Source organism: Bacteroides mediterraneensis, assembly GCF_900128455.1.
In the GTDB taxonomy this organism is placed as follows: Bacteria; Bacteroidota; Bacteroidia; order Bacteroidales; family Bacteroidaceae; genus Phocaeicola; species Phocaeicola mediterraneensis.
The window spans coordinates 2,445,885-2,471,558 of sequence record NZ_LT635783.1; the positions used below are offsets into that span (position 1 = coordinate 2,445,885).

At 48.4% G+C, this 25,674-nt stretch carries 41 protein-coding genes and 1 pseudogene; 10 read left to right on the forward strand and 32 right to left on the reverse strand.

Features of this window, described 5'->3' with window-relative positions; genetic code table 11:
- Position 1: 1 nt before the first annotated feature.
- The 8 genes from BQ7480_RS10215 to BQ7480_RS10250 are packed head-to-tail and all read right to left on the reverse strand — an operon-like array spanning position 2 to position 4,722.
- A complete protein-coding gene (locus BQ7480_RS10215) occupies positions 2–259 on the reverse strand; it encodes a hypothetical protein (RefSeq protein WP_083581797.1) in 258 nt (85 codons plus the stop codon).
- Between the two features lie 38 nt (positions 260–297).
- The gene (locus tag BQ7480_RS10220) at positions 298–777 is read right to left on the reverse strand and encodes a hypothetical protein (protein ID WP_072542759.1); all 480 of its coding nucleotides are present in this window, start codon (positions 775–777) and stop codon (positions 298–300) included.
- Positions 778–779: 2 nt separating this feature from the next.
- Positions 780–1,313: a hypothetical protein gene (locus BQ7480_RS10225; protein ID WP_235816669.1), complete on the reverse strand. Its 534-nt coding sequence runs from the start codon at positions 1,311–1,313 to the stop codon at positions 780–782.
- Between the two features lie 13 nt (positions 1,314–1,326).
- Positions 1,327–1,671 carry a hypothetical protein gene (locus BQ7480_RS10230; protein WP_139255753.1) on the reverse strand — a complete coding sequence of 115 codons (345 nt, stop codon included), beginning with the start codon at positions 1,669–1,671 and terminating at the stop codon, positions 1,327–1,329.
- Complete coding sequence (locus BQ7480_RS10235) at positions 1,610–2,068, reverse strand: hypothetical protein (RefSeq protein WP_072542762.1); 459 nt, start codon at positions 2,066–2,068, stop codon at positions 1,610–1,612. The genes BQ7480_RS10230 and BQ7480_RS10235 overlap by 62 nt, the downstream gene beginning before the upstream one ends.
- Before the next feature lie 13 nt (positions 2,069–2,081).
- Positions 2,082–2,480 carry a D-Ala-D-Ala carboxypeptidase family metallohydrolase gene (locus BQ7480_RS10240; RefSeq protein WP_072542763.1) on the reverse strand — a complete coding sequence of 133 codons (399 nt, stop codon included), beginning with the start codon at positions 2,478–2,480 and terminating at the stop codon, positions 2,082–2,084.
- A 13-nt stretch (positions 2,481–2,493) separates the two neighbouring features.
- Complete coding sequence (locus tag BQ7480_RS10245) at positions 2,494–3,720, reverse strand: hypothetical protein (protein WP_235816670.1); 1,227 nt, start codon at positions 3,718–3,720, stop codon at positions 2,494–2,496.
- Between the two features lie 27 nt (positions 3,721–3,747).
- On the reverse strand, positions 3,748–4,722 hold the full coding sequence (locus BQ7480_RS10250; protein WP_072542764.1) for a hypothetical protein: 975 nt from the start codon (positions 4,720–4,722) through the stop codon (positions 3,748–3,750).
- A 179-nt stretch (positions 4,723–4,901) separates the two neighbouring features.
- Here BQ7480_RS10250 and BQ7480_RS10255 point away from each other — a divergent pair, with 179 nt between their 5' ends.
- The 7 genes from BQ7480_RS10255 to BQ7480_RS10285 all read left to right on the forward strand — a co-directional run bounded on the left by BQ7480_RS10255 (position 4,902) and on the right by BQ7480_RS10285 (position 11,067).
- A complete protein-coding gene (locus tag BQ7480_RS10255) occupies positions 4,902–5,366 on the forward strand; it encodes a hypothetical protein (RefSeq protein ID WP_072542765.1) in 465 nt (154 codons plus the stop codon).
- A 2-nt stretch (positions 5,367–5,368) separates the two neighbouring features.
- Positions 5,369–6,901, forward strand: a complete 1,533-nt coding sequence (locus BQ7480_RS10260) for a hypothetical protein (protein ID WP_072542766.1) — start codon at positions 5,369–5,371, stop codon at positions 6,899–6,901.
- A gap of 2 nt (positions 6,902–6,903) precedes the next feature.
- A complete protein-coding gene (locus BQ7480_RS10265) occupies positions 6,904–7,326 on the forward strand; it encodes a phage protein Gp36 family protein (protein WP_072542767.1) in 423 nt (140 codons plus the stop codon).
- Between the two features lie 5 nt (positions 7,327–7,331).
- A complete protein-coding gene (locus tag BQ7480_RS10270) occupies positions 7,332–8,618 on the forward strand; it encodes a phage portal protein family protein (RefSeq protein WP_083581798.1) in 1,287 nt (428 codons plus the stop codon).
- 86 nt (positions 8,619–8,704) lie between these two features.
- A complete protein-coding gene (locus BQ7480_RS10275; RefSeq protein WP_072542768.1) occupies positions 8,705–9,919 on the forward strand; it encodes an LPD3 domain-containing protein in 1,215 nt (404 codons plus the stop codon).
- A gap of 93 nt (positions 9,920–10,012) precedes the next feature.
- Positions 10,013–10,612 (forward strand): phage virion morphogenesis family protein, encoded by a 600-nt coding sequence (locus BQ7480_RS10280; protein ID WP_072542769.1) that lies wholly within the window; start codon positions 10,013–10,015, stop codon positions 10,610–10,612.
- On the forward strand, positions 10,609–11,067 hold the full coding sequence (locus BQ7480_RS10285) for a hypothetical protein (RefSeq protein WP_072542770.1): 459 nt from the start codon (positions 10,609–10,611) through the stop codon (positions 11,065–11,067). Before BQ7480_RS10280 ends, BQ7480_RS10285 begins: the two co-directional genes overlap by 4 nt.
- Here the strand turns inward: BQ7480_RS10285 and BQ7480_RS10290 are convergent.
- The 22 genes from BQ7480_RS10290 to BQ7480_RS10390 form a co-directional block, all read right to left on the reverse strand.
- A complete protein-coding gene (locus BQ7480_RS10290; protein ID WP_072543989.1) occupies positions 11,064–11,309 on the reverse strand; it encodes a hypothetical protein in 246 nt (81 codons plus the stop codon). The two genes, BQ7480_RS10285 and BQ7480_RS10290, sit on opposite strands and share 4 nt — an antisense overlap.
- A 384-nt stretch (positions 11,310–11,693) precedes the next feature.
- Positions 11,694–12,254, reverse strand: a complete 561-nt coding sequence (locus BQ7480_RS17605; RefSeq protein ID WP_083581800.1) for a DUF4406 domain-containing protein — start codon at positions 12,252–12,254, stop codon at positions 11,694–11,696.
- Positions 12,251–12,493: a hypothetical protein gene (locus tag BQ7480_RS10305; RefSeq protein ID WP_072542771.1), complete on the reverse strand. Its 243-nt coding sequence runs from the start codon at positions 12,491–12,493 to the stop codon at positions 12,251–12,253. Before BQ7480_RS10305 ends, BQ7480_RS17605 begins: the two co-directional genes overlap by 4 nt.
- Positions 12,474–12,683: a hypothetical protein gene (locus tag BQ7480_RS10310; protein WP_072542772.1), complete on the reverse strand. Its 210-nt coding sequence runs from the start codon at positions 12,681–12,683 to the stop codon at positions 12,474–12,476. Before BQ7480_RS10310 ends, BQ7480_RS10305 begins: the two co-directional genes overlap by 20 nt.
- 44 nt (positions 12,684–12,727) lie before the next feature.
- Positions 12,728–13,162, reverse strand: coding sequence for a DUF4494 domain-containing protein (locus tag BQ7480_RS10315; protein ID WP_139255754.1), 435 nt, complete (start codon positions 13,160–13,162; stop codon positions 12,728–12,730).
- Positions 13,156–13,365, reverse strand: coding sequence for a hypothetical protein (locus BQ7480_RS17760; protein ID WP_139255755.1), 210 nt, complete (start codon positions 13,363–13,365; stop codon positions 13,156–13,158). The genes BQ7480_RS10315 and BQ7480_RS17760 overlap by 7 nt, the downstream gene beginning before the upstream one ends.
- Positions 13,350–13,550, reverse strand: a complete 201-nt coding sequence (locus BQ7480_RS10320; protein ID WP_072542774.1) for a hypothetical protein — start codon at positions 13,548–13,550, stop codon at positions 13,350–13,352. Before BQ7480_RS10320 ends, BQ7480_RS17760 begins: the two co-directional genes overlap by 16 nt.
- Positions 13,550–13,840 carry a hypothetical protein gene (locus tag BQ7480_RS10325; RefSeq protein WP_072542775.1) on the reverse strand — a complete coding sequence of 97 codons (291 nt, stop codon included), beginning with the start codon at positions 13,838–13,840 and terminating at the stop codon, positions 13,550–13,552. The genes BQ7480_RS10320 and BQ7480_RS10325 overlap by 1 nt, the downstream gene beginning before the upstream one ends.
- A gap of 2 nt (positions 13,841–13,842) precedes the next feature.
- On the reverse strand, positions 13,843–14,178 hold the full coding sequence (locus tag BQ7480_RS10330) for a hypothetical protein (protein ID WP_072542776.1): 336 nt from the start codon (positions 14,176–14,178) through the stop codon (positions 13,843–13,845).
- Entirely contained in the window at positions 14,171–14,488 is a 318-nt protein-coding gene (locus BQ7480_RS10335) for a hypothetical protein (protein ID WP_083581801.1), read from the reverse strand. Before BQ7480_RS10335 ends, BQ7480_RS10330 begins: the two co-directional genes overlap by 8 nt.
- Before the next feature lie 131 nt (positions 14,489–14,619).
- Positions 14,620–15,153, reverse strand: coding sequence for a host-nuclease inhibitor Gam family protein (locus BQ7480_RS10345; protein ID WP_072542779.1), 534 nt, complete (start codon positions 15,151–15,153; stop codon positions 14,620–14,622).
- A gap of 182 nt (positions 15,154–15,335) precedes the next feature.
- Complete coding sequence (locus tag BQ7480_RS17880; protein ID WP_154670763.1) at positions 15,336–15,512, reverse strand: hypothetical protein; 177 nt, start codon at positions 15,510–15,512, stop codon at positions 15,336–15,338.
- 2 nt (positions 15,513–15,514) lie between these two features.
- Positions 15,515–16,096 (reverse strand): helix-turn-helix domain-containing protein, encoded by a 582-nt coding sequence (locus BQ7480_RS10350; RefSeq protein WP_072542780.1) that lies wholly within the window; start codon positions 16,094–16,096, stop codon positions 15,515–15,517.
- Position 16,097: 1 nt separating this feature from the next.
- Positions 16,098–16,541 carry a hypothetical protein gene (locus BQ7480_RS10355; protein ID WP_072542781.1) on the reverse strand — a complete coding sequence of 148 codons (444 nt, stop codon included), beginning with the start codon at positions 16,539–16,541 and terminating at the stop codon, positions 16,098–16,100.
- Positions 16,542–16,560: 19 nt separating this feature from the next.
- Positions 16,561–17,229 (reverse strand): ATP-binding protein, encoded by a 669-nt coding sequence (locus BQ7480_RS10360; RefSeq protein WP_210436329.1) that lies wholly within the window; start codon positions 17,227–17,229, stop codon positions 16,561–16,563.
- Positions 17,222–18,118: an AAA family ATPase gene (locus BQ7480_RS10365; protein ID WP_072542782.1), complete on the reverse strand. Its 897-nt coding sequence runs from the start codon at positions 18,116–18,118 to the stop codon at positions 17,222–17,224. Before BQ7480_RS10365 ends, BQ7480_RS10360 begins: the two co-directional genes overlap by 8 nt.
- A 38-nt stretch (positions 18,119–18,156) precedes the next feature.
- Positions 18,157–20,250: a hypothetical protein gene (locus BQ7480_RS10370; RefSeq protein ID WP_072543992.1), complete on the reverse strand. Its 2,094-nt coding sequence runs from the start codon at positions 20,248–20,250 to the stop codon at positions 18,157–18,159.
- Between the two features lie 84 nt (positions 20,251–20,334).
- Positions 20,335–20,499, reverse strand: coding sequence for a hypothetical protein (locus tag BQ7480_RS17885; protein ID WP_154670764.1), 165 nt, complete (start codon positions 20,497–20,499; stop codon positions 20,335–20,337).
- Positions 20,500–20,564: 65 nt separating this feature from the next.
- The gene (locus BQ7480_RS10375) at positions 20,565–20,759 is read right to left on the reverse strand and encodes a hypothetical protein (protein WP_072542783.1); all 195 of its coding nucleotides are present in this window, start codon (positions 20,757–20,759) and stop codon (positions 20,565–20,567) included.
- Between the two features lie 10 nt (positions 20,760–20,769).
- Entirely contained in the window at positions 20,770–20,988 is a 219-nt protein-coding gene (locus tag BQ7480_RS10380; RefSeq protein WP_072542784.1) for a hypothetical protein, read from the reverse strand.
- Between the two features lie 406 nt (positions 20,989–21,394).
- Positions 21,395–21,583: a hypothetical protein gene (locus BQ7480_RS17765; protein ID WP_139255756.1), complete on the reverse strand. Its 189-nt coding sequence runs from the start codon at positions 21,581–21,583 to the stop codon at positions 21,395–21,397.
- Between the two features lie 4 nt (positions 21,584–21,587).
- Positions 21,588–22,253: a BRO-N domain-containing protein gene (locus BQ7480_RS10390; RefSeq protein WP_072542786.1), complete on the reverse strand. Its 666-nt coding sequence runs from the start codon at positions 22,251–22,253 to the stop codon at positions 21,588–21,590.
- 116 nt (positions 22,254–22,369) lie between these two features.
- On the opposite strand from BQ7480_RS10390, the gene BQ7480_RS10395 reads away from it, so the two are divergent.
- The 3 genes from BQ7480_RS10395 to BQ7480_RS10405 are packed head-to-tail and all read left to right on the forward strand — an operon-like array spanning position 22,370 to position 24,003.
- Complete coding sequence (locus BQ7480_RS10395) at positions 22,370–23,038, forward strand: LexA family transcriptional regulator (RefSeq protein WP_072542787.1); 669 nt, start codon at positions 22,370–22,372, stop codon at positions 23,036–23,038.
- Positions 23,039–23,066: 28 nt separating this feature from the next.
- The gene (locus BQ7480_RS10400) at positions 23,067–23,576 is read left to right on the forward strand and encodes a hypothetical protein (protein ID WP_139255757.1); all 510 of its coding nucleotides are present in this window, start codon (positions 23,067–23,069) and stop codon (positions 23,574–23,576) included.
- Between the two features lie 58 nt (positions 23,577–23,634).
- Complete coding sequence (locus tag BQ7480_RS10405) at positions 23,635–24,003, forward strand: hypothetical protein (RefSeq protein ID WP_072542789.1); 369 nt, start codon at positions 23,635–23,637, stop codon at positions 24,001–24,003.
- Between the two features lie 262 nt (positions 24,004–24,265).
- Here BQ7480_RS10405 and BQ7480_RS10410 read toward each other — a convergent pair.
- Positions 24,266–24,347, reverse strand: a pseudogene (locus BQ7480_RS10410).
- 792 nt (positions 24,348–25,139) lie between these two features.
- A complete protein-coding gene (locus tag BQ7480_RS10415; RefSeq protein WP_072542790.1) occupies positions 25,140–25,673 on the reverse strand; it encodes a GNAT family N-acetyltransferase in 534 nt (177 codons plus the stop codon).
- Position 25,674 lies beyond the last annotated feature (1 nt).

Below are 25,674 nucleotides of genomic sequence, written 5' to 3' on the forward strand. Positions count from 1 at the left end.
ATTAATCTTTTATTGCATAATGGGTAAAGAACTCCATCGGGTTCATCCCCTTTGTCGTATTCGTTTTATCGGTTTGTGTGTGACTGTTTCTTTGTTTCTCCCGCTCCTCCATCTCACGGATCTGTTGCATCAGGTCCGGCTTCTGCGGAGGAACCCAGTGCGGAATGTCTGCCATCATGAGCTGTAGGGTGACAACATTCACTTTGTCAAGAATGTAGTCAATGCTCCAGCCCGTTTCTGTCGCTAATTGACCTATCACGCCGAAAAGGCTATGCGAAGGTTCCGTATGTCCCTTCTTTAACTCCTCCTGTCGTTTGCGCTTTCGTTCCGGCTCGCTAAGGGCTGCATCTTGTTCAAGGCTGCTGCCGATGCGATAATAATCCCGAAAGACGTGGTAGATGTACTGTTCAGCACCTGCCGCCAGGCGGCTGCAAGTTCGTCGGGTGTCATCAGTTCACGGAGTATCCAGGCCACCGGGCGGTTCAGCACTCTTCCCAGTACAGGCCCTCTCACGATTCCGTATGCCACAATACGGCTGATGTCCTTACCATGCAGGAAGACAAACCGGATGCGCTGGTCCAGATTGTATCCGTCGTATTCTTCCGGAGTAACCCCGATACGAAGGTAGCGCTGGCTGACACGGATCAGGCTCCGGGTGGTAGGTGTCTTCATCGTAATGCGGAACGGACGCTTCCGCAACACCGTATGAAGCGGCAGGCTGATTCCCCCGTCACTGAGGGAGATGCCTGCCAGCAGTTCTATATCTTGTGCCTTCATACTTATCCTGCTGCGTCTGCGGTTGAGTCTGCGGTATCAGGCTCCACTCCGGGAGGATAGATGCGGTATCGTCTTTCCTTACCGTCTGTGGGTTTCAGAATATCCACACGGATACCCATTGCCAGCACATTCTGCATATTGATACCGTTCTGCCATCCGTTACAGCTCAATCGGGAATTGAAAACACGGAAACTATGTCCGGAATGCATGGAAATGGTCAGCACGCCATTGACAACCTTCTTTGTCGGGGGCGTATAGGAACCGTCTGCCTCTGCTTTTCCGCCGAACACATCCACCATGTCCTCCGCTTTCAACCGAATCATGTTCATCGTGAACGCGTCACTTCCCGGATTGGTCATGATGCTGTCTACCGGTCCGTCTGTTACCTGTGCGGCATTCACATCCATAAAGGTAGGCGCATTCCCTGCCGGCTGCATCCCGTTTTCATCCAGCCAGCCCAGTGTCTTTTCCTGTCCTTCCGATGTTTTGAACTTGACGGCTGCCACACCATACATCAGTCCGTTGCTTTTATCCATAATCTTGTCGTTTTTAATGTTTGCTTAAATAATATTTAATCAGTTGCCAGATAAGGGAAATCCCCAGCAGGGTCAGGGCTGTTCCTGTCAGCCATCCCTGCACTCCAGGGCGTGTTTCCTTCACTTCTTCCAGTTGACTTTCCGCTTCATCGCGGATGCGGTTTGAAGTGGTTTTCTCTTCCTGGATTACCTTGCGTTCTTCACCTTCATGCTGCGCTGTGATGTTCACACCACCTTTCCCGTCGCTCTCCGCACGGAGAGACAAACGGCCATCGTGCGCAGTGAGGCCGACGCCTTCAGGCAATGTAGGAAGAAGCAGGAGGCGGTCGGCATCCAGTGCCAGACTCGTCTGCGTCATCGGGACCGGTTCGTAAGCAGTCACCTTCGTTGCGGTCTGCGTCAGACTGTCCTTTCGGACGGCTGTCCGGTTCTCCTGTAAACTGCTTGTACTTTTGCAGCTCTGAACGGAGAGGACAACTGCCCCAATAACGGCACACAGCAGCCCGGCGCGTAATGCGTTCCAATTTAAATATGCGTTCATCCTGTCTGATGGTTAAGTTCTGTAATTCGTCAATTTTATGCTGAAGGCCGATCATGGTTTTCCCGTTCGCTTCGTACATGGTCTGGAAATATGACTCCACGTCCTTTTGCGATGCTGCCTTGTTTTTCCGGCGTGTCCGCCATAGCTCAATCAGGGCCAACAGCCCTCCGCCAGCGAACAGCCATTGTATAATTTCCCTGATTGTATCGCTCATGGCAGGTTTGTCTTTAAAGTTTCAATGTCTGTTTCCGGTTATTTCCGTCGCGCTTGTACGACACATGCACCCAGGAATAATTCTTTTCGTCAATCAGCTGGTCGAAAGGCAGATTCTCACGGATGTACTCAAAGAGTTTCCGGTTCTCTTCCTTGCTTCCTGCCGTAATGTCGGCAGCTTCTCCTTTCAGATGCTGGCTGCTTGCCTCACCTCCTACCAGCCGGTTCAGTTGCGGACAACGGTACCCTGAATTGACGGTAATAGGTTTTCCGTACCATTCGCGGAGCGGGTCAAGCACGTTGTCGGCCAGGGCTTTCAGATTACCTGCCTCCTGAAGAGGCGGTGTATTCTTGATTCCATGAGCGTCGGCGGTGGTGCTGGCACAAAGTTCACCCATTGTAAAGTGTTTCATGACTTATTCCTCCTTATGCTTCAAGTTCCTCACCGGCCGCCGGGTCTTCCTGCAACTTTTCTTCCAGTCCGCTCACGCCATTTTCTCCTCCATCAGACATAGCCATGGCCATTTTGGAAGCTTCCGCTTCGCGTCTGGTCTCAGCCCAGTTCTTGTCAGGTTCTACGCTTTGGTCGGATGTCTGTGCAGTAGAACCGTCATAACTGTAGATGGCACCGATGGCTTCCATCTTCTTCGGAAGTACGATGTAGTAGTGACGGAAGTTCACTTCGTTCTGCTGGTAGTCCGGGTTGGTCTGTGCGTCGCGGTAATACATTTTTGTGCTACCCTGCGCACGGAACACCCGCTTGGTGTAGAAGCAGAAGGATGCCTGATGGTCAGTGCCCGAAGGCGAGTTCTTGAACGGAACTTTTGTTCCTTCCTTGGTAAAGTATGGACAGTTCTCGAATTCGTACACCTCGAAGCCGTACATGTTGGCAATCTTTCCGGAGGTGTAGTTGTAATACTGGTCGCGGAACTTCTGGTCGTCTTCCAGCAGGTCGTTCACGTGGTCTGAGCAGAGCACCAGACGGCGGCCTGCGGTGGGAACCTGCAAGGCATCCAGCTTGCGTTTCAAGGCGATAATATCCTTTCGGGTACATTTCTTGCGTCCGTTATCCAAATCTCCGGAAGTGGGCACCACCGGAGTCTTCGCCGTATTGCTGTTCGGAGCCAGCGCATGGGCCGCTTTCTTGAACTTGGCGATGGTAATGGCATCACCGTGACGCTCGATCACACTGCCCATCTTGTCGTAGGAGATGGCAAAGAGCTGGTCGTCCGATACGGCAGTTTTCTTGGTCTGGAACTTGTCAAGGCCCAACGCAATATCCCCGTCTTCCAGTTCCTGTGCGGCGATGGGATACGTCGTGTTGTTAATCAGCACGTCCGGGTCGCCACCCACATCTACCAGATGCACCACTTCGTTGTTCACCGCAGCCGAATAATCGGATACTCCGTCCAGCCACGAGGCAGTCATTCCTCCGCGAAGCTGTTTCACCAGCTCGCCCGTCCAGACTTCTGTATAGACACCTTCCAGTGCCGCACCTTTCGGAAGGAATTTACCCAGTGCAATAGGAAGCACCACTCCTACAATCAGCCCCCAGAATCCTGCGTTCGGAATTCCAAGGCAAGCCAGGATAACGATACTCATCAGCACATTCACCAGTGTGCCGGTTACGAATTTTACGATTTCTTTTCTCATGTTCGTGTTTTAATTTGTGTTCAACAATCAGTTAAGTTCGGGGCAGTCCACACCGTATTCAGCCTTGTACAGCCTGCGGTACTGCTGCGGGTCGTCCTTTCGCATCAGTTTCAGTTCCTCTTCCGGAACTTCGCTCAGTTTCTTCCATTCGCCGGTAGCCGTACGGTCGGTACTGCGGTTCAGCATCATCGACGGCTTTACCGTGCCGTGCATGGCCTCAAAGGTCAGTTTCAGGCTTTCCTGCCCTACCTTCTTTCCCAGCTCGATGAAGTGGGCTTTCTTCCCTGCTTCAATCTTTCCTGCTGTTACGGCTTCCTCCACCAGATTAGTGATACCTGCCAGCCGCAGGGTGTCTAGTTCCTTTTCCAGTTTCTCCTTTTCCGTACGCAGCGTCGCGTTAGCCGTCTGGTAGCCGAGCAACACGTTAATCTGTTTCTGCACTTCCTGCAGTGTGGCGGTGTCCGCCAGCCCCAGCATCAGGGCGATGGTTTTCATTTGTTCGTTCATTGTCTGTAATGTTTGGTTTTCATTAAAGCTTTCATTCAACAGCGGTAGGTCGCATCCGCCTCCTGCATCCAGTCTGATTTCCCGCCCTTCGTAAGAGAGCCGGATGTTGTCATCGTTACCGCCGATGTCCACCATACTGTATTCCATCAGCTTGCAGTGGGTCACGGTAGGACGGGTTTGTCCGGGTTTCAGCAAGGCAGCATCTTCGCTCGTTTCCAGTATCTCGAAGTTGGGCGAACCCATACGTAGCGTGCCTTTTTCCCATTGCTGCTTTGCCAGACGCGATTCTTCGCGTACCTCATCAAACCAGGGTTCGCCGGTCACTTCTCCATCCGCTACGCGTATGTCCTTGATCATTCCTATTACCACGCCCCGCTGGTGCATCCAGAGCAGTACTGGATTCCGGTTAAACTGCGTCAGGTCAATGCCTTCGGTACGGATCCACGTGCCGTAGCAGTTCAGCGTTTCGTTCGATATTCTGATTCGTTTTGCCATTTTTCCGTTCGTTTGACGCAAACTTACTCTGCCTTTCCCGTCCGGGCAAAAAAGTGTGTAACGGTTGCAAGGAAGTGTGTAAATGCTGCACTGTTCTCTGTAACGCTTGCACCCCTTTTTCGTGGATGCACGAAAATGGATGAACTTTGTCGTAAACGAATATAAATACAAGGTAAAACATGGCTAAAAACGACACAAAACAGGAGCTGGCACGGGTGCTCTACATGAGCGGGCTTTCGCAGGAAGAGATTCTTCAGAAAGTGGAAGTGAGCCGTCAGACGCTCAGCCGGTGGATTAATACCCTCGGCTGGAAAGAGATGAAGGCGGCACGCAATATCACCCGTCCGGAACTGGTGAACAAATTGCTGTCTTCCATCAACTCCCTGCTCGACAAGGCGAACGAGCCGGGCAACGAAGATATGCTGGCCAGTCTGGGAGACAAGCTTATCAAGACGGCCACGGCCATCGAGAAGCTGGAGAAGAAAGCCAGCGTGGTAGACCGAATCGACACCATGATTGACTTTGAGAACTGGCTGGCTGCGAACCGTGACAAGTATCCCCTGCTGACCAACGAACTGTTCCAGCTCGTGAACCAGCTGCACAACGATTACCTGAATGAACTCTTCGCCCAGAAAGGAGGCTGAGCATGACGGAACAGGAAAAGAAAGAAGCCCTGAAACGATGGCAGGAACACTGCAAGCGGGTGAAACAGATGACCTCGCAGGAACGGGTGGAAACCGAAGCGGAACGCAAGCGGAACATCGCCCGTGCCCTGAAGGATTACGATTGTTTCTGCCAGCGCTACCTGTCGCACTACTGCCAGTGCCCGAATGCCCGGTTTCATAACGAGGCGGCACGCTACATCGCCGCTCATCCGGAACTGCGGCTGGTCTGTAAGTGGCCGCGCGGTCATGCCAAGTCGGTACACCTGGACATCGGCATCCCGCTCTGGCTGAAATTCCGGGGTGAGCTGCACGTTATGGTACTGGTCGGCAAGAGTGAGGACAGTGCCGACGGTCTGCTGGGCGACCTTCAGGCAGAACTGCAGTACAACCAGTATATCATCCGGGACTTTAGCGAACAGTACAACAGCGGCATGTGGCAGGAAGGCGAATTTGTCACCAAAGACCAGTGCGCCTTTTTCTCCCGAGGCCGTGGCCAGTCACCCCGTGGTCTGCGCTTTCGTGAAATGCGTCCGGACTACATCGTGGTGGACGACCTCGACGACGATGAAATGTGCCGGAGCGAAGCCCGTGTACGGGAAATGACCAACTGGATCAAGGAAGCCCTGTTCGGCTGCTTCGGCGGTAAGGACGGGCGTTTCATCATGGTGGGTAACCTTATCGCGAAAAACTCCGTGCTACAGAAGATCATCGACACGCCTACCGTGAAAACTATCGAGGTGAATGCCATCGACCGCAACGGGAATCCAGCCTGGCCGGAGTTCTACACCATCGAAAAGCTGCGCGACCGCGAGGAGTTCATGGGCTACCGCTCGTTTCAGAAGGAATACATGAACAACCCTATCACCGAGGGAGCCGTGTTTCAGGAACGGTGGATACGATGGAGGCGGATGCTGAAGCTGAAATACTACGAGCAGATTGTGCTCTACATCGACCCTTCGTGGAAATCCTCCGGAAAGAACGACTACAAGGCTGCCGCCATGATAGGTCGCCCCAGGCGTGGACTGAAAACCGCCTCCCACCGGGAACTGCATCTGCTGCGTGCCTTCTGCCGCCAGTGCAGCGTGGGAGAAATGGTCCGCTGGCTCTACGATGTCTACGAGTCACTGCCGGAAGATGCGGCAGTCAGCATCTACATGGAAGCCAACTTCATGCAGGATACCATCCTCGATGAATTCCAGCGAGAAGGAGACGCACGAGGTTACCAGCTTCCTATCATGCCGGACAAACGGAAGAAGCCCGACAAGTTCGCCCGTGTGGAAGCCGTCAGTCCGCTGTGGGAACGAGGATTCTTCTGGTATAACGAGAAGCTGAAGGAAGACCCCGACCTCCGTTCCGGAATTGACCAGACGCTGGCCTTCGAGCAGGGAAGCCGGGCACACGACGACTTTCCCGATGCCTGCGAGGGAGCTATCTATAAATTACAGAAACAAACCCGTGAGGCTTCGTTCACACCCCGGCTGGGTGTTCGCCGGCCTCCTAAAAACTCATGGTAACTATGTTTATCACCGAACAAGACTACATACAGGTGAGCAGCGATGCGCTAAAAATCATCCAGCAGTCTACGGACGACAACCGCCTGCTGGCCGAACGACGTGCCATGGACCGGATATCCAGCTACCTGGACGGACGCTATGACATGCAAGCGGCCTTCACTGCCGAGGGAGAAGATAGAAACATTGACCTCGTGGGGCTGGTGGCCGACCTGGCACTTTACTTCATGGTGCTCAGTCTGCCACAGAAGATGGGCTACGAAATCCGGAAGGAACAGTTTGAAAACGCCATCGCCTATCTGGAGAAGGTTCAGTCAGGCAAGGCGGTCATGAACCTGCCCGAGCTGCAACCCACGGGCGAAGAAGGAGAACAAACCGGCGCCGGTATACGCTACGGCTCCGACAAACGTAACAATTATATCTGGTAACTACTATGGCAAAGAAACCGAAAATAGAATATCTCAACCGGATGAATGCCGCCGAAAGACGGCGCATCAAGGAAATGAGTGTCAAGCTCCAGCTGCTCACGGAAGCATTGACACGGCGTGACCTGGCCGACTGGCGGCGTGCATGGCAGATGGCTATCAACGTAGACAACCCAAACCGTACCCGTCTGCTGAATCTTTATACCGATGTGGATGCCGACCTGCACCTGACCGGATGCGTGCAACAGCGCATGGGATTCGTACTGAACAAGAGTTTCAAGCTCTGCGACGCGAAGGGTGTGGAGAATCCGGAACTGACGGAACTGCTGGAGGCTCCCTGGTTTAAGGAATTCATGCGAATGGCACTGGAAAGCAATTACTACGGTCATTCACTTATTGAACTGGGCGACGTGGTGGAAGTGGACGGACGGATGGCCTACAACCGGGTAAGCCTGATTCCGCGTACCCACGTCATTCCCGAATACGGTGTCATCATCACCCACGAAAACGACACCTGGCAGGTGGGCTACGACTACCGGAACAGCGAGATGAAAGACTGGTGCATCGAAGCCGGAGGCACGCATAATCTGGGTCTGTATCTGAAATGCGCCCAGCAGACCATTCCTAAAAAGAACATGTGTTCGTTCTGGGATATGTTCGGAGAAATATTCGGTATGCCGCTGCGAGTGGCGACTACCACCAGCCGCGACCCGAAGGAATACGACCGTATTGAACGGATGCTGCGCGACATGGGAGCAGCCGCTTACGGACTGTTCCCCGAAGGAACGACCATCGACTTGAAGGAAAGCACCCGTGCCGATGCGTTCAATGTGTACGACAAGCGTATCGACCGCTGCAATTCGGAAATATCGAAGGGAATCCTTACCGTGACCATGACCATGGAAGACGGAGCCAGTCTTTCGCAGAGCGAGGTACACCGTAAGATGCTGGAAAACCTTATTCAGAAGGATGCCGACCTCATCCGCGACCTGGTGAACTGGCAGCTTATTCCCCGCATGATCCGTCACGGATTCCCGCTGACAGGATTCCGCTTCGCGTGGGATGAGTCGGTAGACTATACGCCCGAACAGCAAGTGGCCTACGAGCGTCTGCTGCTGGAGCATTACGAAGTGGAGCCAAAATACTTTGTAGACAAATACAACATCCCGCTGAAGCGGAAGAAAGACACTTCTTCCATCACGGTGCCGGATATGAAGAAAACTACACAACAGAAGTCCGGAAAGGAAGGGAAAAAGCTGGTATTACCGGAAGGGGAACACCCTTTTTTCGACTAAGCCCCGAAGATTATAAGGGGCTGCATCAGCGGTACGCCGACATCCTGAAACTGGCGGCTGAGGAAGAGGAAGAAACGGAAGAAGCCATGGAGTTCCCCACCCTGGAAGCCGGATGGATGCTGCTCATGGGATGGCTCTATCAGCAGGCAGAAGTATCGCCCGAAAGCCTGACTGTCGAAGAGGTGCAGCGTTTTATCCGTACTCATTCCGACGTACTGGACGGAGCGGTGGACACCGCTCTGAAGGAAGTCAAGCTGGACGACATATCGGTGCAACGTCTGAAGGAGTCGAACTACGTGTTCAGCGGTATCAAGACCTTCCACGAACTGAACGAGGTTTTCCCCTCCCTGTTGGATGAGGAAGGAAACAGAAAACCGTTTAATCAGTTTTTAAATGAAGTTCAAAAGGTGTATGACACCTACAATGTGCAGTACCTGCGTACGGAATACAACTTCGCACAGGCATCTTCCCTGATGGCCGCACGGTGGAAACAGTTCGAACAGGACGGCGACCGCTACTACCTGCAATACCGCACCGTGGGAGACAAGCGTGTACGTCGTACCCACCGGATGCTGCACAACATCACCCTGCCCATCGAAAGCCCGTTCTGGGACAAATATTTCCCGCCTAACGGTTGGAACTGCCGCTGTACCGTGGTGCAGGTACGCAAGGACAAATACCCCGTGAGCAACGAGCAGGAAGCCATGAACCTGGGCAGTCAGGCCACTGCCGGAAAGTATCAGGAAATGTTCATGTTCAACCCCGGCAAGCGGATGACCACCTTCCCGGCATACAACGGATACACCCTGCGCAAATGCAACCAGTGCGAAGTACGTCCAGACAAGATGAAGCTGGCTGCCGACATTCCGGACAATGAGGTATGCCGGGCGTGCAGGTTGCTGCAGGAAATGCGTGCCGGAAAAGAAAAGTTGAAGGAACAACGTAAGGCTGTCCGTCAGTGGGCCAAAGAAAATCTGGTCGGGAAAACCGTGCTGGTACAGGGAATACAGAATCCGGTGGAATTCACCTCAAACGGAATCAAGGAAGCATTGAACCAGCCCCACAAGTATGTAAGGGCAAAGAACGAAGCGGTCTACAACCTGATTAATCTGCTGAAAGATGCCGAACACGTATTGGAACGTCCGGATGAAAAAGGAAATCCCATGGTCATGAAATATCATTACCTACGCATCCGTATAGCCGATGAGGATTCCTTTGCCGTAATCAGGGAACTTGTGGACGGAAAGTGTCAGTTCTATTCCATCGTGGAGAAGCTGAAAAAAAGAAAAGAGAGCGACTGAAGCCTTTAGTGAAGGATCTGCAATCCAACCCAGTACCTCGAGTCACTCTCTCTTTTGCAAATATACGATTAATTCATTAAAAAACAATGCATAATGGCTGAAAAATCAAATCAGGTGACACGTGACCTCCAGCGGCGCATCAACCTGCTGGTAAGGGAGACGCTGAAGGATATACGGACGGAAGCACTGGAAGAGTTTGACCGTAACTTTGAGCGCGAAGCCTTCTTCAACCAGAAGTGGGCACGACGCAAGTTCAACGACGACAAGAGCCGGGGGCTGCTCGTCCGCACAGGGAACCTGCGACGCAGCATCACGGGACGCATCACCAGCCGCGACAGCGTGGTAATCGAGACCACTGAACCGTATGCCCGGATACATAATGAAGGAGGCACCATCACCGTGACACGGAAGATGAAGAAGTACTTCTGGTACCGCTATCAGACCGTGACCGGCGGAAGGGCTGCCGACGGATTCAGCTACAACCTGCAACGAAAGAAAAACGGCGCACCACGCAACAACAAGCGGAACCGTGCCCTTACCGCCGAAGCGGAGTTCTATCGTGCCATGGCCCTGAAAAAGGTAGGTAGCAAAATTACTATACCCAAACGCCAGTTCATCGGCAACCATCCCGACCTGGAAAAACTGCTGAAAGAAATCTTTTACAATAACGCTAAAAACTTTGACACACTATGAGACGTATGCTTTATCTCGGCCTGACCGAAGCACTGAAAGAACTGAAGGATGAAAGCGGACAGCCGCTTATCCGGCACATTGACCTGTGGAACGAGCAGGTGGAATTCATCGAGCAGGAAGAACCGTTTGACACCCCGGCAGTGTTCATCGAATTCCGTCCCGTGCAATGGCGCACGCTAAGCGGAACCGTCCAGCAGGCAGACGTTCCATTCCGGCTGCATGTGGTCACAAAATGGAAAGGAAGTGCAAAGGATGGGAGTATGTTTCAGGAGGAATCGCTGGCACGCTTTGACCTGCTGGATAAGATTGACGCGCACCTGTTCAACTTCTTCCTGTCTGCCCGGAATGAAGCGGTCTGCATGACCCGCCGAACGGGCAGCAGCACCAACCACAACCATGAGGAACTGGTGGAAGACATCAGCGATTTCACCTGCCAGGCCACACAGACCTTTTAACCGAAAAGTGTCAGCTGCCGTTCCGCCTGTGCGATGCGCTCCATCACACGTGGGTCGGCACTGGCATTGATGATGTTGTAGAAAGTCTTTTCGCAGATACGATATTTCGGCCAGATGTAACGTCGCAGGATTTCCCTATTCGACAGTCCGCTGCGTGCATGCTCATCGTAAATCCGCACAATATCCTGCACGCGGAAGGCATAGCTCATACCTATTATTTTCTGACGATTTTTCCTGGCCATATTACCCTGCTGACTTTCTGCAAAAATACGAAAAAACACACATAAAATAGCATATTCATGCATCTTTTCACATGCATACAACGCTACAAGGACGATATGTAATTACTCGGGGAACTTTAGTTTATGAATAATTAAAAATGAAAATCCCCGGCATCCGGCTTTTGAATGTCGGGGATTTTTGTATCAGTCTTCAATGTATTTCTCATTTTTGAGCAATTCTGTCATCATCCTATCACGATAAGCCTTGCTTTGGTAATTACCATCATATTTTTTGACCTTGGATTCGACTTACTCTTGTACTTAATGTGAGGACTTGGTGTATCCATTCTTCTGAGAATGACATACCCGTCTTTGCATAATTTTTCTTGATCGTTTGCGTTCATATCATTCAAAAATCATTTGTATACCGTAAATCTTAGCTACTTCGTATTCTGCCTGACATCCTTTGCTTTCTTGCCATCCACGACAGAAATAGACTGCATCGCATTCCAAGAGAGCCTGAATGTCTCTCCCCATGTGTTCTGCATAAGATGCGTTTGAGTCTGGCGATGCGTCGAATGGTGTTATCGGATTGTAATCATTACTTTCCAAACCCTTCTTTGCCAAATCTACATGAATATTGACTTCTGTAATGTCTTTCCCGCTTATCGGTATGGAGATATATACTTTCTTTCGGTTTTCATTTTTCACATACAATGTAAGGTCAAATACAGATGTATCCATGTAAGGAAGTGCAGAACCGTCTACATTGAATGATAACACTATTTCTGTTCCGTTATTCTTTGTTATAACAGCGCATAATGGCCATTTCTCGTTGTTTACGTTGAAAATCAATCCTCTTACGTTACCGCCTTCACGGGTCTTGATTTCACCTTGTATCTGTCCTCCGTGTATCTTCTTCGCCATGTCTATCGTAAACGGCACTTGTTTCATATATTCTTTCATAAATCAATAATTTCAATTTTCAGACTTTTTTTTAAATCACGCATCATGTCAATTGTGTTGTTATTGGATACATCAAAGCAGATACCCAGGTATTCCGGGTTCTGCTTGGAGCGTTGCACTTTCAGGTCGCAGGGGCGGCTGTGCTTAATCCACACGAACATGAACTGACTGATCATGCTGTAGTGTATCTTCGCCGCCACCCTGCGAGGCTTGAACAGATTAAGGTTCTGGTTCTGCATAGGGTTCTATGTTTTTAACCACCTGTCCGCTGAGCCAGATTCGTCCGCTTCCCTGGCATTGCGGACACACCTTCTGTTGCGGATATTCACGTCGGACATCCTTTTCGGCATAAAATGTCACTGTGCCGGTGCCTCCGCACTGACGGCAGAGGCATACCCGGCGATGGATATAGGTCTTTTCTGTTTTCATCTTCTGTCTGCATCATTAAATTCGGGTTTCACATCAGGGTCTGCTTAGTAGGGGTACACGTCCATGATGTCGGTTTCCTGTACGGAGGCTATCACGTAGTCGGCCAAAGTGTCCTTCATTCCTTCATCCAGTTTCTTGATGGCATCTCGAAGGTCGGCAGCCTGTACCAGCACATTAAATGCGGTACGCTTTTCCACTCCGGTCTTTTCATCCAGTGTGATAAACCAAAGTTTGCATTTATACCAGCGGTCGGCAGACTCTTCTTCGCTTGGAAATATCTCATTATAGTTTGCTCTTGCTACACCAGCCACAACAAACTCTCCCTGAAAGAAAGGTGTCATTTCTTCGATAATACGGCTTTCGGCTTCGGTGAAGCTGAGTGCGTCTACCAAGTAGGGTTCGGTGACTTTCTTGTTCATTCCGTTTTCCATTGTCTTTTCGTAACGGATTTTGCATGTAAACCAGTTGTGCATCATAATTTTTCTATTTTTGTTGAGTTCTTAAATATTACGTTAGTGTGGTCTCTCCTCGAATCGTCCATACAATCAAGGCCTTTTCCGTAGCAGCTGATTGAGTGCTCAAAAAACCAGCATCCGCTGCATGCTTTGTCCGGATCTTCCACTTCGGCCACTTCAAGCGTATGTCCGTTCCATGTGAATGTTTCTCCTAATTTGTGTTCCATGATTCTTTGATTTTTTTGATTAGTTCATCCCATCCTTTCCGGGCCATTCGTGGTTCCATCCAGCAGAGCCAGCCCATAATGTCAAGAATCTTTCCTGTCAGTTTCAGGATAAATCCCAACACGATGACCGGACCAAGAATGATAGAAAAGGATGTGAATAGGATGATTTGCGTGCGATTGTTCATTATTCCAGGTAATAGGTGATTACGATTATGTTGTTACGAAGGACTACGACTCTCATCCCATCCCCACCATCTACGATGTAAACGAATGTAGATGTGCTGTTCATTATCAGTTTATCTTTCCTCAGCGAGAGTATCTTTCCAATGATTATTTGTTTCAGACGGTCGTAGTCGTAGAATCCAACCTCATGAATGGGTCTTACATATATCCTTTTCAGGTATTCGTGTAGCTTGATCATCCAGCGCGGCCATTTGTCGCGCCGGATGGGTGAATCAAAGGTGAGCTCTGCCATTGTTATTCCAATTTAATGATTTCGCATTTCTCCAGGAAAGGAGACAATTTCTGAAAATTGTAAGCCTCAATAAAACCTCTGAATTTTCTTGCATTCTTAATGTCTTTCACGAAGCATAATTCATACGAAAAATCCGATGAAAGTTTTGGGTATCCTTTTTTCAAGTAGTCTCCAGCTCCAGTCTTAATCACATATATTCCTTTCCCATACTCTTTTATCCTATCATTTATATCTTTCCCTGCCCAACAGGATATGCAATGAGGACCGGATGGTGCGTTGTAATATCCTGCATCCGGATTAATCTCTTTTCCACATTTACAACAGAATAACTTATTCATCTTCCTTTTCCTCCTCAATCCAAAATGTGATTATAGGTGTATCGTAGAGCGTGTATACCGTAATGCGGTTATCAGTTCGTTCTATCTTATGAGTTACGCCAAGTGTGTTTTTGGAATTTCGAACGATGTACACAAAATTGTTCAAGTATCTTTCGATGATGTCCATTTCTTCCTTTGCCTCCTCTTTTGTAAGAGATTTAATTGGAAATCTTTTGTGATAGTATCCAGATACTTCCAATGCATATTTTGGAATAGGTTTCTTGATAAATTCTCTTTCAATTCTGTACTTTCCCATTTTTCTTCCATCCATTAAGTTTATAAACCATTTCCCTCGCTTCCTCCGGTGAGCGGCACTCCGCGATGGGAGTGCCTTCACATGTGGACTGGGTGTATTCATTGCGATACACAATCCAAAGGTGACCGCGACGGAGATAACTGTATTTAGGCCGTCTGGACCGCATCGCTTTCCTTCTTTGGTTCGACATAGAAAGATTCGTCCTGCACCACTTCTACACCGATGTTGGCAAACTGTTCCGCAACTTCCGGAACGTCACGGTCGGCCAGCAGCTTGTCTTTTGCCAGTTCCTCGGTGGTGCGAATGTATTGTGGAAGAAACTCTTTACAGAGGTTCGTCACGGCTGCCCAGGTAAATCCCTTCCGGTTTTTCAACTTCGGATTTCCGGTGCGGAAACCGATGATACCGTGTGCCGATTCCAGACTCTTTTTCTTGCTGAACAGCGTATCCTTGTTTTCGGTGGCGTAGGTCTGCATCACTTCGAATGAACTGTCTTTTGTCGCGTTCAATTCTGCCAGCTGGTCTGCATACTTCTCACGGATCTTTGTCATTTCCTGGTCCATCTTGGCTGTGAGTGACTGGACCTTTGCGTCAGCCATTGCAAATTCGGCAAATGCCTGTTCGTACTGTTCGCGGCTTACTCCGCTGATTACTGTTTTCTTTGTTCTTTTTGTTGCCATTTTAATTAAGTTTTAATTGTTATTTAAATTCTGTATAACACAAACGTATTTTTCCTTCAGGGTTAAGGCCTTGCATTATTCTTTTAACACCCATCACATCGTCTGTACGCCAGCATGTGCGAATGCTCTTACTCGGTCTGTCAGGATAGTAAAATAGAACTCTCCATACGATGTATTTCTTTCTATTCATCCCTCATGTCCTCCATTGCAGCCATATCGTAATCCATCTTCATTGCTTCGTCGGCCTGTTGGCCACAGAAGTTTTCCAGCTCACGGAGTATCGTTACGCGGTCGCAGAAGTCAAACTGCTGCATGCGTCTCATGATTTCGTTCTGGATTTGTTCGATTGTCTGTTCCATAGCTATTCCTTGTTTGATTTACTGTCCTTGTAATCTCTTACTACCGAGCTTCCGAGCAGCTCGCGTCTGCTGTAGTACACGTTGTATCCTTTCTGATAACGGGTAATGAGTCCTTTGTTAGCCCATTGCTTGATGGTGGTCTTTGCGCACCCAATCATGCGGCACGCATCTGCCTGACCTATCAGTTCATCGGGGGCTTCGGAAATGTCTTTCCTTGGTGCCGGTGCCACATCGCCCACTCTCAGGCCCAACCTCCTTTCCACTCTTTCCAGGCGAAGAAGAAGCTTTTTGTACTCCGATAGGCTAATAGTGATTGTTTCCTCTTCTTCCTCTTCCGGTTCGTCTTCCAGATCCGGACAGATGGCACTGATACCAATCTTTCCGGCGAGGAACTGTGCCGCATCGCGTGCGGCATAGAAAAGAGTTTCGTCTCGTTCGTCCTCCGGAACGTCGCGCACATACTGATTGAATACCCATGATTCGCTACACTTCATTTCCAGGACTTCCACCTGTATCCGGCTCGCAGCGTCGTTATAAGACTTCAAGTGCTCGATGGCACGGTTTATCTGTGATTGCTTTCTCATATCATTCCTCCTTTCTGGCCATAGCCTCAAATTGTCTTTTTACTTCCTTCAGTTCCTCCAGCGACATTTCCGTCAGGTTCTTGCGGAACTTGCTTCGTGTGCGGCAGAACTGGTTTATCTTCGCTTTGTTCATTTCAAAGTCTGCTATCGTGTCGTTCGTATAGTTCTTGTTCAGACAGGAGATACGGAACGACAGGGAGAATATCTGTTTCACCAATGCACGTGCCTGTTTGCGGATTTGCTCGGCTGCCTCACGATTGAAACGGGTTAGCAGCAGTCCGGCTTCTTCCTTGGTCAGTCCGGCGGTGCTGTCGGTGCGGCCAGCGGTGAACTGGCTGATAAACCCGTGACGGTCTTCATCGGAAAAACCCATCTTGTGAAACTGGGCTTGCAGTGCCTTAATCTGTTGCGGGGTCACTGTTCGTTCTTTCATTATTGTTTTCATGTGATTTTATGATTATAGATTATTCTTCTCCGTGATACTGCCGTGCTTTCTCCGGCACAATGTCATAGTAACCGACGGGACCAACGAAGCGTCCTTTGGAAAAGGCCCTAAAGCCTTCGACGTAGATTTTCAGCGAGGCATCGTACATCACTCCTTTGGCGGCCCGTCCGTTTGGCAACTGCCCTTCTGCATGGCTGATGAAAATGAGCAGCTTCCGCTTGTGTTGTTCCTTGAAGTCGATGTACTGGCGGTACGTCATTCGGGTGTACTGGAAGGAATCGATAACCACGATGTCCGGACTTTTCTGCCGACGGAGTCGGATGCTGAGTTCCTCCATATTTTCGTTGTCGATAAGAAGGAACTTCTTGTTTACGTCCATCATTCCTGTACGCCGGATGGCATCCTGCATGGTGCGGCAGGCACCTTCCTCCATACTGTCGTAAGCCACGCGCCCAAAACGACACAAATACTTGCAGAGCTGGAGGGCAAAACTGGTCTTTCCGCTTCCGGAGTTTCCCCAGATGATCCAGACTCCTCTGCGCTCCGGTGTGCCAAACGCATCGTACCAGGGGCCATCAAAATCCATCACGTCAAACTTCATGGAAAGAAGTTCACGAACCCCCTTCGCATTACGGTCGAAAGTGAACTTCTTTTTCTGTGGGGGCGGTGTGGAATCCTCTTTATTCATTGCCGCCTCCTTTCTTCATACGGGCCTCAATCATCCGCTTCTGGCGATGGATGCATCTTTTCACTCGGCGAAGGTCGTTGTCGCTTCTCTTTGCATCCTTAATCACCTCTTCTATATCGGCACGGTCGGTCAGGTTGTTGGCCTGGCAGATAGCGTAGATGTCATTCTGATCAGTAGGAGACACATCGAAGAAACGTCGTCCGATGCGGCTGTTGATTTCCTTGTAACCCTTCTTGTTGTAGCGAAGTCCGGCTTCCATCCGACGTTTGATATAATCCGTGCTGAGAAATACAATACCTGAGTGCCCTTCCAGACGGTTGTAGATGCTGATAAAGTAGTTGAACACACTGTCGGTCAGTTTGTCGCCCTCATCGAAAATCAGCAGCGGGTTTCCCAGGAAAGAAATCATGCTGATGGCATTCTCCAGCATATCGCGAAGATTTGTGGTGTCGGTGGGTGCGCCTACCTGCTTGGCTATCTCACGCACAAAGTCGCTACGGCGCATATCTTCCGAACAGAGGATATAGAACACATTGCGATGCGTGCGGCGGTATTCGATGGCTGCCGTTGTCTTTCCGCATCCGGCATCACCCACAACCCAGGTCACGTTCTTGTAAGCCTGTGCATCGGTCAGCGCATAAGTGATTTCCTTGAAGGTCTTTCCTTCGTGTAGTGTCCATGAATCAAATGCAAAGCCTATCTGCGAAGCGATACGGATAAACATTTCATCACTGATCAGTTCATACTTTCCGTTGCAGAGCTGGCTCACGGTGGCCGAGCTTACGCCCTGCAAGCTTTCTGCGGCACGGTTCAACGTAGGGTAATTTGAGCGGTAGGCAATCAGTGCGCTACGCACCTGTTCTTTCATTTCTGTTGTTAATCCTTTCATTGTTTTAATAGGTATTTAAGTATTGTTTAATCAATCAGTTAGAATTTTCCCAAGCTGTCCAGTTCATCGAACGTCGTGTTCGATACTTTCTTTGTCCAGTCACCGGCTGATGCGAAGGTCAGCGGTTCGTCTGTCAGTACAGGTTCTTCCGGAATCTTCGTGTCGGGGGCCGGTACCGGGGCTTCCAGCGTTCCGTGCTTCATTTCCTCTCGGTATCCGTCAAGCTGCTTTTCGCTGACGGCCACCGGACGAGGTATCCGAAGCTGTGTGTATGCCTCGCCCATCGCTTCCTCCATGAATAGGTCTTCCTGTGCGATGTGCATGGCCGCACGTGTGCGGCGGTTGGCATCCAGCTGGGCAAACAGGTAAGCATTCTCTTCTTCGGTGCGTTCTTGGGTAGCACGGTGGATGGTGACCTTCGGCGTGGCGATTGCCGCATACTTGGCACCCGTGTCGGTAACCGCCCAAAGTTCGATGCGGGTCATATCCTCCGGATCGTAGCGGTAGAGGAACTGACGGCCCACGTTCTGCAGGTGGAAGTTCATGTCCACCAGTCCGTCGTCGCCATACACCATGTAGCTGTATTCCTGCTTGTTCATGCGGAAGATGAAACCTTCCTTGGTGTATTGAACCGGAGCCTGAGAGAACAGCATAAAGATTTCGTGGGCCTCGTATTCATCCAGAGTCTGGGCCTGTGGATTCTCAATGGCTGTCTGCATTTCCAGGCGAGTCATGCCGGTGGGGCTGGTAGGGTGCTGCATCGAGTTCCATTCTTCGCGGCAGTCGGCATACTGCTGTTTCAGTTCCTCCAGCGTAGGCAGACGGTCGATGTTCGCCATTACCAAGTCAATATTGGCACGGCTTGAAAGCTTCTTCGCCGTAATGTTCTGACCGGTGAAGTTGTACATCTTGTGAAGTACCTGCTGCTGGAATCGTCCAAAAGCGGACTCGATGGATTTACTCTGACCGTTGTGCGGCATGGTGGTCTTGTGCAAGTGACAGAGCTTCTTGAAGAATCCTTGTGCGGCCAGCTTCTTGTGACCTCCCTGGTTATCAGTTACTATCTCATAAGGCTTCACCTTCCATGTTTGTAGTGCCATGCGGTACGCCATGTACTGGTTGTAGAAGTTTTCGCCGTCGCCGATAAAGTAGCCGAGGAACAGTTCCGTACAGGCATCCATCACTTCGTACACATCCGTGGTGCGGGCCACCCATCGCTTCTGCCGTTCGTCGTAGGCACGGTAGTATAGGTTTATCTTCGTACCATCGGAGTACCACAGCGAGTTCGGCATCTGCGGCATCACCGTATCGAAGGTTGGCATATACTTGTTTTTGAACTCCCTTTCTCCGTTCACAGCGGCATACCACCACACCATCACCGCCGGATCATTCAAATAACTATGCATCGTGGTAGGACTCTTGATGGTTTTCAATCCGCGAAGCACCGCCTGACGGTTGTATTCCTCAAAGAGCTGCATATCGGTATAGACCGGGAACTTGCTTCGGCGCAGCTTCAGCAAAAGAGCACCTTCTGCCTTACCAATGCGGCGAGCCGCACTGTTACCCAGATTACCGCTAACCAGCACTCCGTAACCCTCACGCTTGTAAGCGTTGAACTTCTCACGCAGACGGGCCGGATTCTTCGGCAGTGTGTGTCCTGTAATTTCGCGAAGACGCTCACAGCAAATCAGCACGCTGCTCCATGTTTCCGCGCGGCGGGCAAAACCACCTTTAGCGTGTTCCACACTGCGTGCCTTCTCCGTACGCACCATCTCGTTCATCACCTGGGCGTTCAGGATGTATTCCAGTTGTCTGGCAGGCTCGATACGCGGCTCAAATTCCTTGAAGAACCGTACCGCTTCGGCATCGAACCGAATCTGTGTGTTGATGTACTTTTCCTGCTCACGCTGTTTCATTTCCTCGTATGCATTCTTGAATGTGTCATCGTATGCTGCACGGAGCCGTTCCGGCATGGAGCGGTAGGCAATCAGGGCCTCGCGTCCGTTACCTCCCCGCTGGAGGAGGGTAAGCTTGCCTTCACGAATGTATTTCTTATAGGTGGGCTGGCTGATAAGTCCGCTCCCCACAAGCTCCGTAAAGCTGACGCATAATGTGTTTCCGTACATTTCCATGATTAATTCGTTAAGATTGTAGTCCGGCTCCGGGACTTGAACCCGGACGGCAGCCACCTTACTAAGTTCTGCAAGCCGTGTGTGTTACTGGTTACGTGATTCCCTGTCCATGCGCCGTGCCGTTGGGATAAGTGCTAGGCAAAGGAAGATTGTAACTATCAGGTTCATCGTGCCATCAATAAGGCAGTTGGTCAACGCGGCTGTCAGTATCAGCAGCAGGTTACGTGTAGTAGTATTGATTCGTTTCATGATTCTATGGTTTTGATTTTAGTCCATCCCTATTCTCGCGAACCGGAATGGCAAGAATTCATCACTTATGCAGTTGGTTGATGTTTTTCTCTTTTCTTGATTTCCTGAAACAGATTAGCCTGCATCTTTAATAGCATACAAAACTCTTCGTCTTGAACAGACTCGCGAAATCCTCTATTACCTTTTACCAATTCTATCAGCTCACATACGTGGTCAAGCTGAGATTCTATGTTTTCAAGTGTATATCTTGTCAGATTCATATTCTCCGTCTTAAAGGTTGATGATTTCAGAATAAGGATTCTCCATTTTTTTCAACTCGTATAGTTCTGCTCCGTGATTCAAGGCATACGAACGGATAAGTCTTGCTGTAGGGCTTTTAGTGTCGTATGCCAGAGCGGCATCCACTGTACGGGTTGTAACATTCAGTTTCCGGGCTATTTCTTCTTTCAGCTCCCGGCTTGCTTTAATGAGTTTTCTTATTTCTGCCATTTCGTTATTGTTTTTGTTGTTATTATTCGGTTAAAAGTCCGTCCCTATCCCTCACGAACCGGAACGGTTTTGCTACATTTGTAGCGATGCTAAACAAACTAACTTTATTTTGATTATGAGTACTGTATATGTTTATGAGTCTTTTTACTCTGTCGTAGTTGAGTCTAACAGGCATGATACCTGTCTTATCGAATCCAATCGGATCAAATCGCTTGCAAAAGCTTTTAATGCATCCATTGTGAAGGAAGCTAAATCTGCAAGGAAAGGAGATGTGCTCTCCCGAAATATCATGATCAGTTTTAAAGCCCATTCTCATGAAACCATTATTTTTAGAGAAGCACTGGACATTATAATCGGTAGTATCAACATCTGGAATCCGGGATTGAAAGCATATATCTATGACAGTTCAGTGGAGCGGACAGATGCATCTTTCGGCCTCACTGACTAAATTCCACATCTCCTCTATGCTGTTGTCGCACAATGTAACCAAATCCGGGTGTTCTTTCCGACATTCGGATTTGGCTGTTTGTGCGTGTGCTATCATCTCGTCCAATATCCTCTCCAGCTCTTTATAATCAATCTTATGCTCTTTCATAGCTTCATTCCTCCCACGTGATGCAAAGTTGTTCGTAAGCGGGTTTCTTCTCCGGATAGGTACGCCCTTCCTGGCGGTTTTTCTTTGCCAGAGCCTGGATGCATTTTGCAACCGGATAACTCATTGAGGTTCCGGCATACACCTTCTGCACATGCCCCAGCGTGACACGCTGCTTCTCGGCTGTAAGGCAAAGCTCCGCACGGCTGATGTAGGGCTTCATGTTTTCTTTCCACTGACCGAAATACGGACGGAACTTGGGAAGCGGAAGACGATTCGTGCTTTCCGGACGATTATTGCTTATCGAGTAGCTTCCGGTGCGTCGGATGCTGGGAAGCACTGTGCCGGTCACCCAGTTGACAAACCTGTCGGCTTCCGGCTTGTTGCTTCGAAATGCAAGTTTATAAACGGCTGCTTCATTGATTACTTTCAAAGTTTGAAGACCACCACCACGAGCCCCAGAAGAAGGGGTGGTGAGATTTACCACCCCTTTCCAATCTTCAGGGATGCTATCAAGTGTATGGCTTGACCATGTTACATTCAAAGCCATTGCTACATCTTTGGCTACAAACCAAGGTTCGCCTTTAATAACTTGTGTTCTTACATTCACATTTTCATTCTCATTGTAGAATACTTGCAGACTTGTTGTCTGCTGAATGTTTGCATTATCCATAATTTGCGTTTTTAAAGATTATTTTCTACCTTTAGAGCGTCTTCGGTATTGAAGACTCTGCAAATATACACACATTTTGGGAAATACAAATAAAATCCATATAAAAATCACACAATATGGGAAATATTTTAGATAAACCATTGGTATTAGACCGCATTAAAGAGTATTATAAGCTCAAAGGCAATGCTGAATTAGCTAGATTCTTAGGCGTTGCTCCTAATACTATAACCAATTGGTATGGGCGCAAAACATTTGATATTGATGTGATATACACAAAATGTGTAGATATAGATATGAACTGGCTCCTTACAGGCGAAGGCAACATGCTCAGTTCTGATTCTGAAAAGGAAGAAAAACTGCCATCCGTAAACCAAACATACGAAGGCGCACCCTACTTTAACGTGGATTTTATAGGAGGATTCGATGTGATTGTGAATGACCAGACGCGAAATCCTGACTTCTACATCAATTATCCTCCCTATAACCAGGAAGGAGTGGTGTGGTGTAACCTCACCGGTCACTCCATGGAGCCGGAGATAAGCAATGGTGACATTATCGCACTTCGTGAAGTAACCACACCTATCCAGTATCTTCCAGCCGGAGAAATATACGGCATCGTCACAGAGGAATACCGCACAGTAAAAAGAGTCAGGTTAAGCCAAAAAGAAGGTTTTGTCCGGCTCATCCCTTCGAACAAAAGCGAAGAGTTCTGCGAACAGGAAATCCCCATCAGCATGATCCTTAAAGTATATGCTGTTTTGGGAAGTATCAGGAAGTTCTTTTAATTTATGTACATTAATGATTTAGGTTTGTATGAAAATATTTACACATATACTTTTCACTGCATTTTTATTTTTTTGTTCATGTAACAATACATCTGAAGAAGGAATTGAAAAATCAATATCAGATTTTGTTCAATCCTCTTTACCTGAAACCTGGACTTATGAACCGATTGCATACTCTGTAACTGATAGTGCCATGTCAAAGGTTGAAGATACTAAACAGTATCAAGAACTTGTAGAAGCACAAGCACAATTAGATTCAGCTTTTATTCATGATGAAACTATAGGTTATTATGAAGAAATGAAAGAACTTAAATCTAAATTTACTCCGCATTATATAGGTAAAAAGATCATTCATGCATATTTATGCTCCACAGATTTCGGTGATTCTTTATTTATTAATACATATATAATTGGAGCTGATGGAGAGATTACCAAAAGCGATGTAACTTCTGTATATGTTTCATCTCCAGATTCTGTGCGAATGGAGTCAACAAAAAAGCATCTGAAACAATTTATTGACAAGGCTGTAAAATGGTAGCAAGTATTCATAATTTAAAATTAGACAATATTTAAATCCGATTTAAAGACAAGTAGCTATGAGACTGGTAAATATTACCATGACTGAAGAACTGGCTCAGAAAATAGATAGCCTTTTAAAAATGGCCACCACATTTAATAACCAAGTGTGTGCGCCTGTAACAAATGACGATGAGTTAAATGAATATATTGCAATAGGTGAAATTCTTGAACCGATGGGATATGCCAAAAGACTGGCAGGAAACCTTTTTCACATAACTCCTGCGGGAATGTATTTTGTCAAGACCGGCGGTTTTACGTCCATGTATTGGGAAAAGAGAAATGAAGAAGAAAAGAAGAAAAAGGATGCAAAAATAAAACTATGGTTAGCCATTTGGGGAAGTGTAGCTACACTAATCAGCCTCATTCAAGCTCTTTTGGGATGCTGACAAACCCTTTACTATACGTTGCACCTCCTGCAATGCCCTGTCTGCCACTTTGTCTTCTAAAACAGGTATCACACTATGCCCCTGCTCGCATACGATGCAAACTATTTCACGCAGTGCAAATTCATATAAGGTTGCTTTACGCTGGTTCTCTAATATCGTCCGGATAAATCCTGCCATACTCCTTTAAATTAAGCTCCCGGACTTTCACCGGGAGCGTTCACCTTAAATCTAATACCTATAAAAACGCAAAATCACAAAGTATTGGGGCAGAACCCGGACTCGAACCGGGGACAATACAGGGAAGCGAATTATATCCTGCTGTTCTACCTACTGAACTATTCTGCATCATTTCCACACGCACACACGTTTTCACCGTAAAAATACGTATTATCATCCAAATAAACACTATAAATCAGCAACTTACATTAATTTTACCGCATAATCAATGCGTAAATATATAATACTATCTATATCAAAATATAGACTAAAACACACTAATAGCACACGAAAAAAGCAATCTCCTACCAAATACACGACTTAAAACCAGTTAAAAAGGTATCCCCAACTTTTTATTTTGCGCGTAAAATAAATAAAAAAGGGTATCCCCAACTGGTATCCCCAAAGGTATCCCCAACCCCTTTTTTAACATTTAAGAAAGAGATTCTGAAACCGCTTGTTTTTCCCGTCTAAATGGGTACTTAAACAGATTTCTAAACGCCTAAACATGCATAAAAAAAGGCCGAAATAAGCCTTTACAGCCTATTCCAGCCCCGTTTAGGTGATATTTATAGGGTGATGTAACAAAAACGCATTTAAAGCCCGCGTTTAGGCCGTTTAGATGTAAAGCCTATGTAAAGTAATGTCACATTTCGTTTTTCGTTCACATGAAAGCCCGTTTTCGTTTAACTCGCTGATAAACAAACCGCAATAACATTTTTGCCGCCGTTCTATCTTACACAATTCGTTCTGATGCCCGTAAAGACTTTTTCCACTCGCCTCAAAACGCCTTTACGTTTCAAACAAAACGCAAGTGCATTTCAACTGAAACGTAAGTGCGTTTGAAGTAAAACGCAAGTGCGTTTTGAGACAAACGTAAAGGCGTTTTTTCACACGATTTTCAAACAATGTCTACAGAATTATAAACAATTGATTTTCTGGCACAAACAGACACCCTGATACGAGTTTCCCACCCGTATCCAGTCTTTCAGGATGCCACATTCCGTATAACCTGCCGCCGCAAACAGTTTCCGGCTTGCCGTATTCCCCACCGGGATATAGGCATACAACTGGCGAAGACCGAGCAACCCGAAGCAATGCGACTCCAGCAACGCGAGCGCCATTCCTCCGATGCCCTTTCCGCGCAAGTCTTTCCGCACCACCAGTCCCACTTCCGCCCGACTGTGACGCGCATCGAACGAAAAGACGTCAATCATGCCAGCCACCTCCTCCACGCCACGCACCATCATCAGACGCAACTGGCCGTCGGCAAACAAATCATTCTGGTTTTCGGCAATGTAACGTTTCATCTGATACCGCGAATACGGCCCCGTAGCCGTACCCAGCTCCCAAAGCTCCGCCTCATTCTCAAACGAAAGCATCACCTCCAAATCCTCCGGTTCGGGAGCCCGGAGACGGATTGTTTCCTGCGATGACTTGGCTGTCAGTCCCATC